A 16,533-nucleotide genomic window follows, 5' to 3' on the forward strand; every position below is an offset into this window, starting at 1 on the left:
ATGGCATTTGACGCTTGCGTCGAGGGCCAGTGGCTCCGTCACCAACACTCACTGACCAAGGAATGACCACATGAGCTTGTGGACGACCCAGCCAGATCTGGCACGCCTCAATGAAATGCGCAAAAACACCATTTGCGATGTGCTGGACATCACGTTCGATGCGTTTGACGACAACTCCATCACCGCAAGCATGGTAGTGGACCATCGTACCCACCAGCCCTTCGGCTTGCTGCATGGCGGTGCGTCGGTGGTGCTGGCAGAAACACTCGGCTCGATGGCCAGCTACATGTGCATCGATACGCAAAAATTCTATTGTGTGGGCCTTGAGGTCAATGCCAACCACTTGCGTGGCGTGCGCAGCGGCCGGGTGAGTGCAATCGCACGCCCGGTCCATATCGGTCGCACCACCCATGTGTGGGATATCCGCCTGAGCGACGACAGCGGTAAAATAAACTGCATCTCGCGCCTGACCATCGCCGTTGTGCCCCTGGGTGAAACACCCCCAGCGCGGTGATCAAACGGTCAGTCAATGGCCGTAGTGTCGTCACTCATGGCGCATACGGTCATTGATATGAAGAATATTCCTGCAGACAATACGGCATTCTTCCTACATCTGGATGCCTTGTATGTCTCGGCAGATTTTTTTCGCCCATGCCAACGGCTTCCCTTCAGCCACGTACGGGAAGTTGTTCAATGCCCTGGCGCCGGATTTTTGCGTGACGCATTTGTCACAGCACGGGCATGACCCGCGTTACCCGGTGGACAACAACTGGCATAACCTGGTCGATGAGCTGATATATCATCTGCGCCAGCAAGCCGGGCCCGTACTGGGCGTGGGTCACTCGCTGGGCGGGATGTTGCATTTGCATGCCGCAATCCGCTGCCCGCAGCTTTACCGGGGCGTCGTCATGCTGGATTCGCCGGTGTTGACGCGCACTGATCAATGGGTGATTCGCGCGGCCAAGCGCTTTGGCCTGATTGATCGCCTGACCCCCGCCGGTCGCACGCTGGGGCGGCGTGAAGAGTTTCCCGACCGTGAAGCGGCACGCGCTTACTTTGCCGGCAAATCACTGTTTCGCAGCTTTGACCCCGATTGCTTCGAGGCCTATCTGGAGCACGGCTTGCAACCTGTGGATGAGTGTTTGCGGTTGCGCTTTGACCCTGCCACCGAAATCGATATCTATCGCAGCGTTCCGCATACCAGCCCCGGGCAGGCCTTCAAGCTGCAGGTGCCGCTGACCGTGGTGCGTGGTCGCGACAGCCGCGTGGTCATGAACCATCATGCCAGGGCGGTGGCGCGCATGCCCAACGGCGAGGCGTTGAGCGTGCCGGGCGGGCACATGTTCCCGCTTGAGCAGCCGCAGGATACCGCCAGCCTGCTGAAACAGATTTTTGCCCGCTGGGAACTCCGTCATCCCGGCCTTTAACGAGCATTTCGCATGAGCCCTGTGGTTGAAGAAATTCGTCTGAGCCTGCCGCATATCGAGCTGGCTGCACATATATTCGGCCCCGAGGATGGCTTGCCTGTTATCGCCCTGCATGGCTGGCTGGATAACGCCAACAGCTTTGCCCGGCTGGCGCCAAAGCTGACGGGCTTGCGTATCGTGGCCCTGGATTTTGCCGGGCATGGCCATTCCGATCACCGTCCCCGTGGCGCCGGCTATGCGCTGGCGGACTATGCCTTTGATGTGCTGTGCGTGGCCGAGCAACTGGGCTGGGAGCGCTTTGCTCTGCTTGGGCACTCACTGGGTGCCATTGTGTCTGTGGTCATTGCCGGTTCGTTCCCGGAGCGCGTGACCCGCATGGGGCTGATTGATGGCATTGTCGCGCGCAGCGGCCCCGAGGGTGATGCCGCCGAGCGCATGGGCCAGGCTCTGCAGGCGCAGCTCGATCTGGAGCACAAGCGCAAGTCGGTGCATCCGACACTCGACCGGGCTGTCGAAGCGCGGATGAAAGGCCTGGTAGCCGTCAGCCGCGAGGCCGCCGAGCTGCTCGCCCAGCGCGGGCTGATGCCCGTGCCCGGCGGCTACAGCTGGCGCAGCGACAGCCGGCTCACCTTGCCATCGCCCTTGCGCCTGAGTGACGAGCAGGCGATGTCCTTTGTACGACGGGTGAGTTGCCCGACCACCCTGGTGGTGGCGCAGCAGGGCATGCTGGCCAGCCACCCCGAGCTACTGGATCGGCTACCCTTCAACCTGGAGCGGTTGCCGGGTGGCCATCATTTGCACCTGAATGACGAGGCGGGAGCGATCCTTGTTGCAGACTGTTTCAATCGCTTCTTCGCTGTTCCTTGACTTGCGGCTAGCAACTGTCGAGGCTTGGCGGGTTGAAATGGGAGACAACCATGATAGATCTGTACACCGCTGCGACCCCGAAAGGCCACCCGGTCTCTATCGTGAGGATGCTCAGCCACACGTCATCACCCGGTGATGTGCGCCGATGAAAATACCCAGCCGATTTATCCTGGCTCTGGGCCTGGGCTGTTTGAGCCCGTTACTTTGGGCCAGCGATGTGCCCGGCAGCAGTGATTTGCCGGATGTGCCGCGCCTCGCGGACGCGCAGATTGTCGATTACAGCGTGCGGCCCGATGTCGAACGTATCTACCCGATGGGCTCGATCCGCAAGATCAGCGGCCGCCTGCGATTTGAAGGGCAGGTCAATGCCCGTGGTCAGATAACGGCCGTCACCTACGAGCTGCCTGCCGAGCACTCGGCCACCGAAGCCTTTACCGCTGCACGCGAGGCGTTGCAAAAGCAGGGCGCCGAGTTGTTGTTCTGGTGTCAGGCTCGTGACTGTGGCGAAAGCAGCCTGTGGGCCAATGAAGTGTTCGGCAATTCCAAGCTGGTGGGCTCCGACGAGCAGCAGTCTTACTTGCTGCTGCGCCGTGCGGCCCCCGCTCAGAACCAGCTGGTTGCCCTGTACGGGATCAATCGGGGCAATCGCAAGGCCTATCTGCACGTTGAGCAGATGCAGGCGAGTGCCGACCTGGGAGAACTGTTGCCTACCTCGGCCACCCTGCAACGCCAGCTTAAAAGCACGGGCGAGCTGGATTTTCCCAAGCTTGCGGGCGACCCGGACACTCAGTGGCTGACGTTAATTTCAAGGGCATTGAACCTGGATGCAACCTCCAGGGTCAGTTTAACCGGTGCCAAGGCTGGCGCCTGGCGCGATGCGCTGATCGCTAACGGTGTACGGGCGTCGCGCCTGGAACTGGGTGACGGTCAGGCCAAAGGGTTGCGCATCGAACTGTTGCGTTAAGCCTGTGTAAACGACGACTACACTCTACGTAGTCGTCGTCCTTCTTTGATTTCTGAATTTTCTGTGGAACACACATGCTCAATAACGATCGCCTGCTGGTGCAGATTCTGCTCCTGGTGTTGTTCGGTGCCAGCCTGTGGGTGATGGCCCCTTTCTGGTCGGCCTTGTTCTGGGGCGCGGTACTGGCATTTGCCAGCTGGCCCCTGATGCGCCTGCTGACACGCTTGCTCGGTGGGCGCGAGTCGCTCGCTGCCGGCATCCTTACCCTGGGCTGGATGCTGTTGGTGGCCGGGCCTCTGGTGTGGCTGGGGTTGAACCTGGCAGATCATGTTCGCGATGCCACCACCTTCGTCAAGGATGTGCAGCTTGAAGGTTTGCCTGAAGCGCCGGCCTGGCTGGCCGGTCTGCCGCTGGTGGGGGAGCGTCTGGTGGGCATCTGGAACACCATCGACGAGCAGGGTGCGGCAATGCTGGTGGCCATCAAGCCTTACCTGGGGCAGGTCGGTAACTGGTTGCTGGCGCGCAGTGCACAGATCGGCAGCGGTATTCTGGAACTGACACTGAGCATTGTTTTTGTGTTTTTTTTCTATCGTGACGGGCCGCGCCTGGCGAGTTTTGTCCACGGGCTGCTGGAGCGCCTGATTGGTGAGCGCGCGGATTATTATCAGGAGCTGGTGGCCGGTACCGTGCAGCGCGTGGTCAACGGTGTGATCGGCACCGCAGCGGCGCAGGCATTGCTGGCATTGATCGGCTTCTTGATTGCCGGCGTGCCGGGGGCGCTGGTGCTTGGGCTGGCTACGTTCCTGCTCAGCCTGATTCCGATGGGGCCGCCGCTGATCTGGGTGCCTGCCACGGCCTGGCTGGTCTGGAAGGGTGACTACGGGATGGCGATCTTTCTCGGCATCTGGGGCACGCTGATCATCAGCGGTGTCGATAACGTGCTCAAGCCTTATCTGATCAGTCGGGGCGGCAACCTGCCACTGGTGATCGTGCTGCTGGGCGTGTTTGGCGGCTTGATAGCTTTCGGCTTTATCGGCCTGTTCATCGGCCCCACCTTGCTCGCCATCGCCTACAGCCTGCTGGTGGACTGGAGTGCCAGCCAGCAGAACAGAGGCAAGGTCTGACCTAGCCGAACTTGGGCCCGGAACGGGTATTGTTGCCCTTGGCCAAGCGGTCGTAGAGCACCACGTTGACTGTTGCAGCCAGGTTCATGCAGCCGGTGGTGGGGATGTAAATCACGTCCTCACACCATTCCAGCACATCCTTGCCGAGGGATCCGTCTTCCGGGCCAAAGATATAAATCGCCCGATCCGGGTGGGTGTACTCGGGCAATGGGCGCGCGCCCTCGACCATTTCTACGGCGACGGGGATACAGCCCAGGGGGATGATTTTTTTCAGGTCATCGATACCGATCAGCGGGATATCCTGATGGACTTTCTTGGTATCGGTGACGAAGTCGCGGGCGCGTTCATAGCGCTTGCCGGTATAAAACACCGACGCCACGTTGTAGCAACCAGCCGCACGCATCACCGAGCCGACGTTTTCCGGTGATTTGGGGTTATACAAACCAATGCAGCTGTACCGTTTGTTTGCCACGTGCCCGAGCCCTTGCGAAAAAAGACGCGAGTATACCTGTGTTGTCCCAAACTCCGTAGCAGCTGCCGCAGGCTGCGTCCGGCGACGGAGTCGTCGTAAAGCCCGAGCCTTACGGTCTGCTCGTGAAGTCGCGGGCTCTGGTTTTACGATCGCTGCGCAATCGGACGCAGTTTCGGCAGTTGCAACGAAAACAGGCTACTCGTCTTTTTTCATCAGCCCGGCCAGCGCGGCGAACGGGTTGTGGGTGGCCTTGGCAATTTTCGGGCTGCTGGTGGAACTGTCCGAAAAATACTGCTGGTCGGTGTAGCGCGAGTGTTCGTTATCATGGCAGTACAGGCACAACAGCTCCCAGTTGGAGCCGTCCTGCGGGTTGTTGTCGTGGTTGTGGTCGCGGTGGTGAACGGTCAGCTCGCTCAGGCGCTTGCCGGCAAATTCACGGGCGCAGCGGCCGCACACGTGGGGGTACATTTTCAGGGCCTTGTCGCGATAGCCCATTTCGCGGTCACGCTGGGCATCGGCCAGGATACGGTCCAGCTTGGCGGTGTGGGAGGGTGGATTCGCCGAACTCATGGGTTCACCTTGTAAGACTAATGACGGTTATGTCGTTAAGTTTAGCTGTTGATCAGCCTTTGATTTTTTCTGCAATCCAGATGGTGTGTCGGGTGCCCTTGTTGCCGTGGGCAAACACCTGGACTTCCTCAGCCTTGAAACCGGCTTTGCGCAGTTTGTCCGAAAATTGTTTGTCGGCACTGGCAGACCATACCGCCAGTATGCCTTTGGGGCGCAAGGCCTTGGCGCAGGCACTCAGGCCGCCGGCCGAATACAGCCAGCTATTGGCTTTTTGGGTCAGGCCTTCGGGGCCGTTGTCGACGTCGAGCATGATTGCGTCAAAACCGTTGGGTTCGGCTTGCAGCACCTTGGCTACGTCTTCCATGCGAATCACGGTGCGTGGGTCTTGCAACGGGTTGCCCGATTTTTCGCCAAGCGGGCCGCGGTTCCATTCCACAACGCCGGGTACCAGCTCGGCAACCACCACTTCAGCCGTTTTACCCAGATGTTTGAGTGCTGAAGCCAGGGTAAAGCCCATGCCCAGCCCGCCGATCAGTACCCGCGATTGCTGGCGTCCTGCGACTTTGCGGCAAGGTATTTCGGCCAGTGCGTCTTCGGAGCCGTGCATGCGGGTGTTCATCAGCTGGCCGCCATCACCACCCTGAATCTTGATCACGAAGTCTTCGCCATACTCGAACAGGCACAAGGCACCGCCGTTTTCGGGGATCGGAGTGGTGTCGAGCAAAACAAAACGTTTCATGGAAATCTCATTGAGGGGGGCAAAAACCGCAGGTTACGAGTAGCCTGAGGGCAGACAAGCCGGTCTGGCAACGGAGTGATTGATGAAACGCACTATTCTAACGGCCATTGCAGGGTGCGCGCTCTTGATAAGTGCGGCCCAGGCAGCGGAATTGACCACGGTACCGATTACCCCCGTGACAGCCGCGCCGGGTTCGCCGGGCACCGCCACGCCAACCCCGTACCCGCAAATCACCCCGCGCGCCGTGCCCAAGCCTGTGGCCGGTAGTGGCAGCCTGATACCGCTGCCACCGATCGACCTGCCGCAGCCGCCCAAGGATCAGCCACTGCCGGGGCTGGAGCTTAAAGACCCGAAGGGCAAAAGCCCACAGGATTGACCGTGCATCCACCGAGCTGATGCTTTGCCTTTGCGGGAGCGAGCCTGCTCGGGAACGATCTTCGCGAGCAGGCTCGCTCCCACGGTTACAGTATCTCTAACGGTTGAAGAGGGGTGTGATCGGCGGGGCTGTCAAATCCCCAGCACCTTGAACACAAATGCATATTCCAGCGCCACGTCGCGCAAGCCCTGATAACGCCCGCTCATGCCGCCATGGCCCGCCTCCAGTTCAGTCTTGAGCAACAGCAGGTTGTTGTCGGTCTTGCTGGCGCGCAGCTTGGCCACCCATTTGGCCGCTTCCCAGTACTGCACGCGACTGTCGTTGTACCCGGCAATCACCAGCATTGCCGGGTAAGCCTGCGCGGTAACGTTTTCATAGGGCGCGTAAGCCTTGATCCGTTCATAGATCTCGGGGTCTTGCGGGTTGCCCCATTCGTCGTATTCGGTGACGGTCAGCGGCAGTTCCGGGTCGAGCATGGTGTTGAGCACATCCACAAACGGCACTTCGGCAATCGCTGCCTTGAACAGTTCCGGGCGCTGATTGAGTACGGCACCGATCAACAGGCCACCGGCGCTGCCGCCACTGATGACCAGTTGTTCGCTGCGGGTCAGCCCTTGGTCGATCAGGTGTTCGGCGCAGGCGATAAAGTCGGTGAAGGTGTTGTGTTTGTGTTCCTGCTTGCCCGCGCGATACCAGGCCTCGCCCAGCTCGCCGCCGCCACGCACATGGGCAATGGCAAAGGCCACGCCACGATCAAGCAGGCTTAGACGGGCATGGGAAAACCACGGGTCAAGGCATTCGCCATAGGCCCCGTAGCCATACAGGTAGAGCGGCACAGGTTTGCCCAGCACATCGCGTTTGACCACCAGGCTGATCGGCACCTGAGTACCATCGGGGGCGGTGGCCCATAAACGATGGCTGACGTAATCATCGGCGTTGAATGGCCCCAGCACAGGGGTTTCCTTGAGAACGCTTTGCTCGCCTGTGGCAAGGGTCAACTGGCGCACTTGTGCCGGGCGATTCAGCGCCTCGTAGCGAAGGCGAATGTACTTGCTGTCAAATTCCAGGCTGTCTTGCACATACAGGCTGTAGGCCGCGTCCGGCAATTGCACGCGATATGGCGTCAGGCCGTCGGGGCGGATTTCGATAATGGGCAAGCCGCCCTCGCGCAGGCTCAGGCACAAGGCTTGGGCGTTGAGGGTCATGCCTTCCAGCATCACGCTGTCACTATGGGCAATCAGTGGCTGCCAGTCATTGCGTGACGGCACCTCGCCGAAGGCGTAATACAGGGCAAAGTTGATGCCGTCCTGATTGGTGCGGATAAACCACGCCCACTGGCCTTCAAACAGGCCGTGATCGACGCTGTAGTCGTGGTTTTCAACCCGTAGTGCCAGACAGCTGAAGGGCTGGCGCGGCAGGTTGGCGTCCAGCACCCAGGTTTCGCTGGTGGTTTTACTGTTAAGCAACAAAATCAGTTGCTGTTCAGAACTAGAGCGGTAGCAGTGCAGGAAAAACCTCCCGTCCGCTTCATGGAATACTTCATGGGCAGCTGTTTCGCCGAGGGTGTGGCGAAACAACTTGTGCGGACGATGGGTGTCGTCCAGCCCGGCGAAAAACAGGGTCTGGCTGTCATTCGCCCAAGTCATGCTGCCATCGCAGTCTTCAAACGGCAGCTCGGTGACCGTACCGCTGCCCAGCTCTTTTACAAACAGGCGGTAGGTTTCTTCGCCGCTGGTGTCCAGGCTGTAGGCCAGGCGCTGGTGATCGGGGCTGATACTGAACGCCCCCAGAGAAATAAAGCCACCATCGGCCAATGCATTGGGGTCCAGCAACAAATGTTCGGCGTTCTCGTCCACCTGCTGGCTGTCATCGGCCGGGCGCGGGCAACGGTAGTGGCGGGCGTATTCATCGCCGGCGTTGGTGCGCGTGTAATACAGATACGGGCCCCAGGGGGAGGGCAGCGACAGATCAGTCTCGCGAATCCGTCCCTTGATCTCTTGAAACAGCGTCTCCCGCAATTCAGCCTGGTCGGCCAACTGCGCCTCCTGATAACTGTTTTCGGCTTTCAGGTAGTCCAAAACCTCGTCACTGTCGCGGTTTTGCAGCCACGAGTAAGGGTCTGAGCCCTCGATCTTATGTGCGATAGGAGCGCTGATTGGGGAGGCTGATTGGGTCATTGAGTGTGCTCTGAAATCTGCATGAAAAATAAGTGACGCTGACGGCGTTGCAGCCGCACTGCCTAAAAGCCGTTATCATAGCCTCTCATTGCCTGCCGACCATGGATACCATGACCGAGAACGACTATCTGATCGCCTGGGGCCTTTACGCCTTTGCTGCTTTGGGCTGCCTGCTCGTATGGTGCCGCCTGACCCGCTTTATGTGGCGCTGGTTGCGCGAACCGCTGCGTGTATTGATGGCCGTGTTGCTGTTCAGCCCGACCATCATTGACCCGGTCAAGGAAAAATTTGCCCCTGCAGTGGCGATTGCTGCTCTGGATCTGGCCTTTAAAGTGGGCGACAACGCCTGGCGCGCGGTCTCTGACCTGCTGATGTACGCCATAATTGCACTGTGCGTTTACGCTATATTTGTGCTGATCCGCTGGCCGATCGAGCGCGCCGGCAAGGCCCGCAAGGCGCAGGCTGCAGCGGCCGCCAAAGCTCGCCAGGCCGATCCTGAAGACGACCAGCCTTTCGGTTCGGCTGGTGATGATCGTTATGCGCCAAAGAGTGCGCCGCGTGCATCGGGCCCATCCCGGGTCGAGCCGCGGTTGTAATTTTGTTTCGTCCAGCCTGAATGCGAGAGTGCGAGCGTGTGTGAATTATTGGGCATGAGCGCCAACGTCCCGACTGATATTGTGTTCAGCTTTACCGGCCTGATGCAGCGCGGCGGGCGCACCGGCCCGCATCGTGATGGCTGGGGCATTGCCTTCTACGAAGGTCGTGGCCTGCGCCTGTTCCAGGACCCTGCCGCCAGTTGCGACTCTGAAGTTGCCCTGCTGGTGCAGCGTTACCCGATCAAAAGCGAAGTGGTGATTGGCCATATCCGCCAGGCCAACGTGGGCAAGGTGTGCCTGTCCAATACCCACCCGTTTGTTCGCGAGCTGTGGGGACGCAACTGGTGTTTTGCGCACAATGGCCAGTTGGCCGACTTTTCTCCGAGTACGAGTTTTTACCGCCCTATTGGTGATACCGACAGTGAAGCGGCGTTCTGTGACCTGCTCAACCGGGTTCGTGAAGCCTTCCCGGAGCAGGTCGACGTCGAACGTATCCTGCCGGTGCTGGTCGAGGCGTGCGCCGGGTTTCGCAGCAAAGGTGTGTTCAATTGCCTGCTCAGTGATGGCGACTGGCTTTTCTGCTATTGCTCGACCAAGCTGGCGCAAATTACCCGGCGAGCCCCGTTTGGCCCGGCGCGCCTGAAAGATGTCGATGTTATCGTCGATTTTCAGGCAGAGACCACGCCCAACGATGTAGTCACCGTGATTGCCACCGAGCCACTGACTGAAAACGAAACCTGGACACGCTACGAACCGGGCCAATGGAGTCTGTGGCGACGCGGTGAATGCGTCAGCCAGGGCATAACCGAATAAGGATGGGTGTGTATGTTCCTGAGCTACCTGCGGTTGGTATTGTTTACCCTTGGCCTGCTGATCGGTGTGCAAGTGCCGGGGTTTATCAATGATTACGCCAACCGTGTTGAAGCTCATCTGATCGAGGCCCAGACCGGGTTGGCGGGGTTCCAGAACACCGCCAACCAGTTTTTCAAGGGTGATCTGCAAGCGCTGGTGGCCCATTACCAGGCCAGCGATGACCCGGTTTTTCGCAGTGATGCCGGCAGCCTCGGCACCTTGCTCAACCGTCAACGCCTGCTTGATGAGCAGTTCCAGGCCATGCAGGGCCCGTGGTACATGCGCGCCCTGCAAGTGGCCTATGCGGCTGATCCGGCCATTCGCGAAGAAACCCTGAACGCCTACACCTACCAGGTGTTGTTGTCGCCGAGCGCCATTGGTTGGGCGATGGCGGGTGCCTTGCTGTTCTCCTTCATTATCGAAGGTTTCCTGCGGCTGGTGGACTGGGTCGTGCTCGGCGGCAAACGCCAGCGTGAGCGCATTGCCCGCCGCGAGCGCAGCTACTGACCCCGGGGGAATATCCCCTTTCACAAGAAATGTTAAGCAATCAAATTTTTCTTATGCCCGAGCCCGGCTTTTATTAGTTGGACGAATGGCCCGCGCCTGTCGAAAAATGCTCCTACCTAATCTATAAAAAGACCACAGGAGCATCATCGTGAGCCGCCTGTTATTGAATTGTGACATTGGTGAGAGTTTTGGCAGCTGGACCATGGGCCTGGATGCCGAAGTCATGCCGTTTATCGATTGCGCCAACATTGCCTGCGGCTTTCATGCCGGCGACCCGGGCATCATGCGCAAAACCGTGGCCCTGGCTGTGGCGCATAATGTGAAGATCGGTGCTCATCCGGCGTATCAGGATCTGGCGGGCTTTGGGCGCCGATCCATGAGCTATTCGGCGCAGGAAGTGCAGGATCTGCTGCATTATCAGATCGGTGCACTGGACGGTATTTGCCGCGCACAGGGTGTGCAGGTCAGCTATGTCAAACCCCACGGCGCGATGTACAACGACATGATGGCCAACCCGGTACAGCTGCGGGCAGTGGTTCAGGCTGTGGCCGCTTACGATTCCAGCTTGCCGCTCATGCTGATGGCCACGCGCGACAACAGCGCCGCCCAGGCAATCGGCGACGAGTTTGGGGTAACACTGTGGTTTGAAGCCTTTGCCGACCGCGCCTACGACAATGCCGGGCGGCTGGTCTCGCGACAACTACCGGGGGCAGTCCACCACGATGCGGATGTCATCGTGCAGCAGGCCCTGACCATTGCAGCGGGCAAGGCCCTGCTTGCCAGTGACGGCAGTGCCCTGCATTTGCACGCTGATACCCTGTGTGTGCATGGCGACAACATTAGCTCGATTGCTGCCGTGCAGCGTATTCGAGAAGCCCTTGAGCAGCAGGCCCGGGTATGAAGCCGCGTATCGAAGTGGTCGCCATCGATTGCCTGATGCTGCGCCTGTTTGATGAAATTGCCGAAAGCAACATGCCCTGGATACTGGCTGCCAGCGAGCGGATCCGCACCTGCTTTGCGGTGCATCTGATCGATCTGGTGCCGTCCTACACCACAATGATGGTGCATTACGACGGGCTGGCGCTGACCCCGGCCCAGGCCCGTGAATTGATCGCCCAGGCCTTGACCGACCTGCGCCCGGAAACCCGCAACCTTGGCCAGTGTCATGTGCTGCCCGTGTGGTACGACGTGAGCGTGGGCCCGGAACTGACGTTGCTGGCCCAGCGCGCCGGCTGCTCGGTAAGCGAAGTGATTCGCCGGCACAGTGAACACGAATACCAGGTGTTTGCCCTGGGTTTTGCTCCGGGTTTTGCCTTTATGGGGCTGGTTGAAGAGGCTCTGGCCGCGCCACGCCTGAATACCCCGCGCAAGCGTGTGGCCAGTGGCAGCGTGGGCATTGCCGAGCGACAGACGGCAGCCTACCCGGCGCAATCCCCGGGGGGCTGGAACCTGGTCGGGCGTACGCCGAGCGCGCTGTTTGATCGCGAACGTGATGGCTACAGCCTGATGCAACCCGGTGACAGGGTGCAGTTTGCACCCGTGTCCCATGCTGAATTTATCCGCCTGGGCGGTGACGATACGCCTCAGGAGGCCTTGGCATGAGCCACTTATTGATTCAGGCCAGCACTCCATTGTGCCTGCTGCAAGACGCGGGGCGTTTTGGCGTGCGGCATTTGGGCGTAACCCAGGGCGGCGCCGCAGACTGGCTGTCGATGGCCTGGGCCAACTGGCTGCTGGGCAATTCGCCGGATGCAGCGGTGATTGAAATCACCCTGGGCGGCCTGACCCTTGTTGCCAAGGCCGATTGCACTCTGGCATTGGCGGGCGCGGACCTGGCGGCCACCATTGACGGGCAGCCGCTCAAGCCCTGGCGCAGTTTTGTCCTGAAGCAAGGCCAGACCCTTGTATTTACCCGGCCGCTGAGCGGTGCCCGGGCTTATCTGGCAGCGCCCGCGGGGTTTGTCGCGCCGCAGGTGCTGGGCAGTTGCTCGACTGTCGCCCGTGAGCAGCTCGGTGGGCCGGATGGTTTTGGTCGCGGGCTGGTGGCAGGTGATGAATTGACGTACGCCGGGCATGCCGGGCAATTGCGAGAGTTGTCGTGCGAACTGCAACCGGTATTCAGCGCCAATCCGGCGCTGGACGTGGTAATGGGCGCGCAAATGGGTGCTTTCAGCGGGCAAAGTACCTTCGATGCTTTCAACAGCGCCTGGACGCTGGACACTCGCGCCGATCGCATGGGCATCCGTTTGCTGGGGCCTGCGTTGGTGTATCAGGGCGCACCGATGATCTCGGAAGGGATACCGCTGGGCGCCATTCAAGTGCCGCCGGATGGCCAGCCGATCGTGCTGCTCAATGACCGCCAGACCATTGGCGGTTACCCGCGACTTGGCGCCTTGACGCCTTTGGCGCTGGCGCGACTGGCCCAGTGCTTGCCGGGGGAGGGCGTGCATATGCGTCCGACCACGCAGGAGGCGGCGCAACGCCAGCATGTGGTGTTTATGCGGCGGTTTGTGGCTTAGCGCCATTTATGTGGGAGCGGGCTTGCTCGCGATTCAGGCGGCGCGGTAAAGCAGGAACACCGCGTCGAACAATCGCGAGCAAGCCCGCTGCCACACTCACCGCGCTGAATTATTTGGCCAAAAACCGCATCCCTTCTTCCAGCCCTTCAAGGGTGAGCGGATACATGCGGTCTTCGATCAGATCACGTACGATCCCGATCGAAGCCGTGTAATGCCATGTGTCCTTGGGATACGGGTTAATCCACACCAGCTTTTTGTATTTCTCCATAAAACGCTGCATCCACTTGTAGCCCGGCTCTTCATTCCAGTGCTCGACACTGCCCCCGGCATGGGTGATCTCATAGGGCCCCATCGTCGCGTCACCGATAAAGATCACTTTGTAATCCGCGCCATATTTGTTCAGCAGGTCCTGGGTCGAGATGCGCTCAACCTGACGACGCTGGTTGTTCTTCCACACCGATTCATAGATAAAGTTGTGAAAGTAGTAGTACTCCAGATGTTTGAACTCGGTTCTGCACGCGGAAAACAGCTCTTCACAAATTTTGATATGGGCGTCCATCGAACCGCCGATATCGAACAGCAACAGCAGTTTGATATTGTTGCGCCGCTCCGGGCGCATCTGAATATTCAGCAACCCGGCATCGCGGGCGGTGTGGTCGATGGTGCCATCGATATCCAGCTCATCCGCTGCGCCCTGGCGGGCGAATTTACGTAGCCGACGCAGCGCGACCTTGATATTGCGCGTGCCCAGCTCGACCTGATCATCCAGGTTCTTGTACTCGCGCTGTTCCCAGACCTTGGCCGCCTTGCCCTGACGTGCGCCAGCATCGCCCACGCGGATGCCTTCGGGGTGATAACCGCCCGAGCCGAACGGACTGGTGCCACCGGTGCCGATCCATTTGTTGCCACCGGCATGGCGTTCCTTTTGCTCTTCCAGACGCTGCTTGAACGCCTCGATCAGCTTGTCCAGCCCGCCCAGTGACTGCAGCTGGGCGCGATCTTCGTCGCTCAGCGAGCGTTCGAACTCCTTGCGCAGCCAGTCTTCGGGGATCAGTGCCTCCAGGTGTTCATTGAGGTTTTGCAGACCATTGAAATAGGCGCCAAATGCGCGGTCGAACTTGTCGAAATGGCGCTCGTCCTTCACCAGGATCGTACGGGCCAGATAATAGAACTCGTCCATATCGGCGAAGGTCACCCGGTTTTTCAGGGCGTTGATCAGGTCCAGCAGCTCACGCACTGAAACCGGCACCTTGGCCGCACGCATTTCATTGAACAGATTAAGCAGCATGCTTTTCGCCTTCTCGGAAATCAGCGATTGGGGCGGCGGCTCATAAACGCCAGGCGCTCAAGCAATTGCACATCCTGCTCGTTTTTCACCAGGGCACCGGCCAGTGGCGGAATGGCTTTGGTCGGATCACGTTCGCGCAACACCGCCTCGCCGATATTGTCGGCCATCAGCAGCTTGAGCCAGTCGACCAGCTCGGAGGTTGAAGGTTTTTTCTTTAAGCCCGGGACCTTGCGCACATCGAAAAACACATCAAGCGCTTCGCTGACCAGCTCTTTCTTGATGTTGGGGAAGTGCACGTCGACGATTTTCTGCAGCGTGGTGCGGTCCGGGAAACTGATGTAGTGGAAGAAGCAGCGGCGCAGGAAGGCGTCCGGCAGTTCTTTTTCGTTATTGGAGGTAATGATGATGATCGGGCGCACCTTGGCCTTGATCGTCTCGTCCGTCTCGTAAACGTAGAACTCCATCTTGTCGAGTTCTTGCAGCAGGTCATTGGGGAACTCGATGTCTGCCTTGTCGATTTCGTCGATCAGCAGGATGACGCGTTCTTCGGCCTCGAAGGCTTCCCACAACTTGCCCTTTTTAAGGTAGTTGCGCACATCGTGAACCTTGTCGACACCCAGTTGCGAGTCACGCAGGCGACTGACTGCGTCGTACTCATAGAGGCCCTGGTGGGCCTTGGTGGTTGACTTGATGTGCCAGGTGATCAGCTTGCAGCCAAAGGATTCAGCCAGTTGCTCGGCAAGCATGGTTTTACCGGTGCCGGGCTCGCCCTTGACCAGCAGCGGCCGCTCCAGGGTAATGGCCGCGTTGACCGCCAGTTTCAGGTCATCGGTGGCCACATAGGCGCGTGTGCCTTCAAACTTCATCTGCAATTCCTCAAACCATGACCCGGGTCCTGCAAGGGGCAGGGCGGGAGAACTGAAAAGTGTGTCCGACTATAACGCGCTGCCCGCCTGAGGTGAACGCAGACGCGCCATTCAGTCCCTGAATGAGGCGTCACGCCATGACTGGACGCATGTCAGCGTGAGGCCTACCCTTGGGATCTTCCCAAAAGGTGCACAAGGACCCCGCCATGAGCCGCATTTATGCAGACAACGCCCAATCCATCGGCAACACGCCTTTAGTCCAGATCAACAGCATTGCGCCGCGCGGCGTGACCATCCTGGCCAAGATCGAAGGCCGCAACCCCGGTTATTCAGTTAAATGCCGGATTGGCGCCAACATGATCTGGGATGCCGAAAGCCGTGGCGTACTCAAGCCGGGCATGACCATCATCGAGCCTACGTCGGGGAACACGGGGATCGGCCTGGCGTTTGTCGCAGCGGCGCGTGGTTACAAATTGATGCTGACCATGCCGTCATCGATGAGCATCGAGCGGCGCAAGGTACTCAAGGCGCTGGGTGCCGAGCTGGTCTTGACCGAGCCGGCCAAGGGCATGAAGGGCGCGATCGACAAAGCCGCAGAAATTCAGGCCAGCGACCCGGCCAGGTATTTTATGCCGCAGCAGTTTGAGAACCCGGCCAACCCCGCGATCCACGAAAAAACCACCGGCCCGGAAATCTGGAACGACACCGATGGCGGCGTTGATGTACTGGTTTCTGGCGTCGGCACCGGCGGCACGATCACCGGGGTTTCACGCTACATCAAGCACACCCAGGGCAAGCCGATTCTGTCGGTGGCCGTCGAGCCCATCACCTCGCCGGTGATCACCCAGGCGTTGGCCGGAGAAGAAATCAAGCCGTCACCGCACAAGATCCAGGGCATCGGTGCCGGTTTCGTCCCCAAAAACCTTGATCTGTCGATCGTCGATAAGGTCGAACTGGTCAGCGATGACGAATCCAAGGCCATGGCCCTGCGCCTGATGCAGGAAGAGGGCATCTTGTGCGGCATCTCCTGCGGTGCCGCGATGGCCGTGGCGGTGCGCCTGGCGGAAACCCCGGAAATGCAAGGCAAGACCATCGTCGTGATCCTCCCCGATTCGGGCGAGCGTTATCTGTCGAGCTTCCTGTTCAGCGACCTGTTCAGCGAGCAGGAATTGCACCCGTAACATTGTGC

General features: G+C 59.6%; 19 protein-coding genes. 13 read left to right on the forward strand and 6 right to left on the reverse strand.

All coding sequences use genetic code 11. The features are described from left to right. Positions 1-70: 70 nt before the first annotated feature. The 5 genes from HBN79_RS07155 (at position 71) to HBN79_RS07175 (ending at position 4,382) form a co-directional block, all read left to right on the forward strand. Complete coding sequence (locus tag HBN79_RS07155) at positions 71-514, forward strand: hotdog fold thioesterase (RefSeq protein WP_095002696.1); 444 nt, start codon at positions 71-73, stop codon at positions 512-514. Between the two features lie 112 nt (positions 515-626). After that, complete coding sequence (locus HBN79_RS07160) at positions 627-1,427, forward strand: alpha/beta hydrolase (protein WP_095021290.1); 801 nt, start codon at positions 627-629, stop codon at positions 1,425-1,427. Positions 1,428-1,439: 12 nt separating this feature from the next. Beyond that, positions 1,440-2,294 carry an alpha/beta fold hydrolase gene (locus HBN79_RS07165; protein ID WP_095018948.1) on the forward strand — a complete coding sequence of 285 codons (855 nt, stop codon included), beginning with the start codon at positions 1,440-1,442 and terminating at the stop codon, positions 2,292-2,294. A gap of 145 nt (positions 2,295-2,439) precedes the next feature. Next, positions 2,440-3,258, forward strand: coding sequence for a DUF4892 domain-containing protein (locus HBN79_RS07170; RefSeq protein WP_095002693.1), 819 nt, complete (start codon positions 2,440-2,442; stop codon positions 3,256-3,258). 74 nt (positions 3,259-3,332) lie between these two features. Continuing rightward, positions 3,333-4,382, forward strand: coding sequence for an AI-2E family transporter (locus HBN79_RS07175; protein ID WP_095002692.1), 1,050 nt, complete (start codon positions 3,333-3,335; stop codon positions 4,380-4,382). A 1-nt stretch (position 4,383) separates the two neighbouring features. On the opposite strand, the gene HBN79_RS07180 is transcribed toward HBN79_RS07175, so the two are convergent. The 3 genes from HBN79_RS07180 to HBN79_RS07190 all read right to left on the reverse strand — a co-directional run bounded on the left by HBN79_RS07180 (position 4,384) and on the right by HBN79_RS07190 (position 6,163). Beyond that, positions 4,384-4,854, reverse strand: coding sequence for an RNA methyltransferase (locus tag HBN79_RS07180; protein ID WP_169916479.1), 471 nt, complete (start codon positions 4,852-4,854; stop codon positions 4,384-4,386). A gap of 195 nt (positions 4,855-5,049) precedes the next feature. Further along, entirely contained in the window at positions 5,050-5,424 is a 375-nt protein-coding gene (locus tag HBN79_RS07185) for a YajD family HNH nuclease (protein ID WP_016781673.1), read from the reverse strand. Between the two features lie 52 nt (positions 5,425-5,476). Then, positions 5,477-6,163 (reverse strand): hypothetical protein, encoded by a 687-nt coding sequence (locus HBN79_RS07190; RefSeq protein WP_095002691.1) that lies wholly within the window; start codon positions 6,161-6,163, stop codon positions 5,477-5,479. An 82-nt stretch (positions 6,164-6,245) separates the two neighbouring features. On the opposite strand from HBN79_RS07190, the gene HBN79_RS07195 reads away from it, so the two are divergent. Beyond that, the gene (locus tag HBN79_RS07195; RefSeq protein WP_095026953.1) at positions 6,246-6,539 is read left to right on the forward strand and encodes a hypothetical protein; all 294 of its coding nucleotides are present in this window, start codon (positions 6,246-6,248) and stop codon (positions 6,537-6,539) included. Positions 6,540-6,670: 131 nt separating this feature from the next. Here HBN79_RS07195 and HBN79_RS07200 read toward each other — a convergent pair whose 3' ends face one another. Then, complete coding sequence (locus tag HBN79_RS07200; protein ID WP_169916480.1) at positions 6,671-8,716, reverse strand: S9 family peptidase; 2,046 nt, start codon at positions 8,714-8,716, stop codon at positions 6,671-6,673. Between the two features lie 101 nt (positions 8,717-8,817). Here HBN79_RS07200 and HBN79_RS07205 point away from each other — a divergent pair, with 101 nt between their 5' ends. The 6 genes from HBN79_RS07205 to HBN79_RS07230 all read left to right on the forward strand — a co-directional run bounded on the left by HBN79_RS07205 (position 8,818) and on the right by HBN79_RS07230 (position 13,190). Next, complete coding sequence (locus tag HBN79_RS07205; RefSeq protein WP_150629385.1) at positions 8,818-9,312, forward strand: MFS transporter; 495 nt, start codon at positions 8,818-8,820, stop codon at positions 9,310-9,312. 36 nt (positions 9,313-9,348) lie between these two features. Further along, positions 9,349-10,125, forward strand: a complete 777-nt coding sequence (locus HBN79_RS07210; RefSeq protein ID WP_095032028.1) for a class II glutamine amidotransferase — start codon at positions 9,349-9,351, stop codon at positions 10,123-10,125. A gap of 12 nt (positions 10,126-10,137) precedes the next feature. Continuing rightward, positions 10,138-10,671: a DUF2937 family protein gene (locus HBN79_RS07215; RefSeq protein ID WP_095002687.1), complete on the forward strand. Its 534-nt coding sequence runs from the start codon at positions 10,138-10,140 to the stop codon at positions 10,669-10,671. Between the two features lie 148 nt (positions 10,672-10,819). Next, positions 10,820-11,572, forward strand: a complete 753-nt coding sequence (locus HBN79_RS07220) for a 5-oxoprolinase subunit PxpA (protein ID WP_150629380.1) — start codon at positions 10,820-10,822, stop codon at positions 11,570-11,572. Further along, on the forward strand, positions 11,569-12,273 hold the full coding sequence (locus HBN79_RS07225; protein WP_095002685.1) for an allophanate hydrolase subunit 1: 705 nt from the start codon (positions 11,569-11,571) through the stop codon (positions 12,271-12,273). The genes HBN79_RS07220 and HBN79_RS07225 overlap by 4 nt, the downstream gene beginning before the upstream one ends. Beyond that, positions 12,270-13,190, forward strand: coding sequence for a biotin-dependent carboxyltransferase family protein (locus tag HBN79_RS07230; RefSeq protein WP_138738195.1), 921 nt, complete (start codon positions 12,270-12,272; stop codon positions 13,188-13,190). Before HBN79_RS07225 ends, HBN79_RS07230 begins: the two co-directional genes overlap by 4 nt. Positions 13,191-13,299: 109 nt before the next feature. On the opposite strand, the gene HBN79_RS07235 is transcribed toward HBN79_RS07230, so the two are convergent. Together HBN79_RS07235 and HBN79_RS07240 are read right to left on the reverse strand one after the other, a co-directional pair. Then, positions 13,300-14,478, reverse strand: coding sequence for a VWA domain-containing protein (locus HBN79_RS07235; protein ID WP_095002683.1), 1,179 nt, complete (start codon positions 14,476-14,478; stop codon positions 13,300-13,302). Between the two features lie 20 nt (positions 14,479-14,498). Beyond that, entirely contained in the window at positions 14,499-15,344 is an 846-nt protein-coding gene (locus HBN79_RS07240; RefSeq protein ID WP_095021285.1) for a MoxR family ATPase, read from the reverse strand. Positions 15,345-15,550: 206 nt separating this feature from the next. On the opposite strand from HBN79_RS07240, the gene cysK reads away from it, so the two are divergent. After that, entirely contained in the window at positions 15,551-16,525 is a 975-nt protein-coding gene (gene cysK, locus HBN79_RS07245) for a cysteine synthase A (RefSeq protein ID WP_095002681.1), read from the forward strand. The last annotated feature ends 8 nt before the right edge of the window (positions 16,526-16,533 follow it).

Origin of the sequence: Pseudomonas sp. WS 5051 (assembly GCF_012985715.1) — a bacterium.
GTDB classification, from domain to species: domain Bacteria; phylum Pseudomonadota; class Gammaproteobacteria; order Pseudomonadales; family Pseudomonadaceae; genus Aquipseudomonas; species Aquipseudomonas bubulae.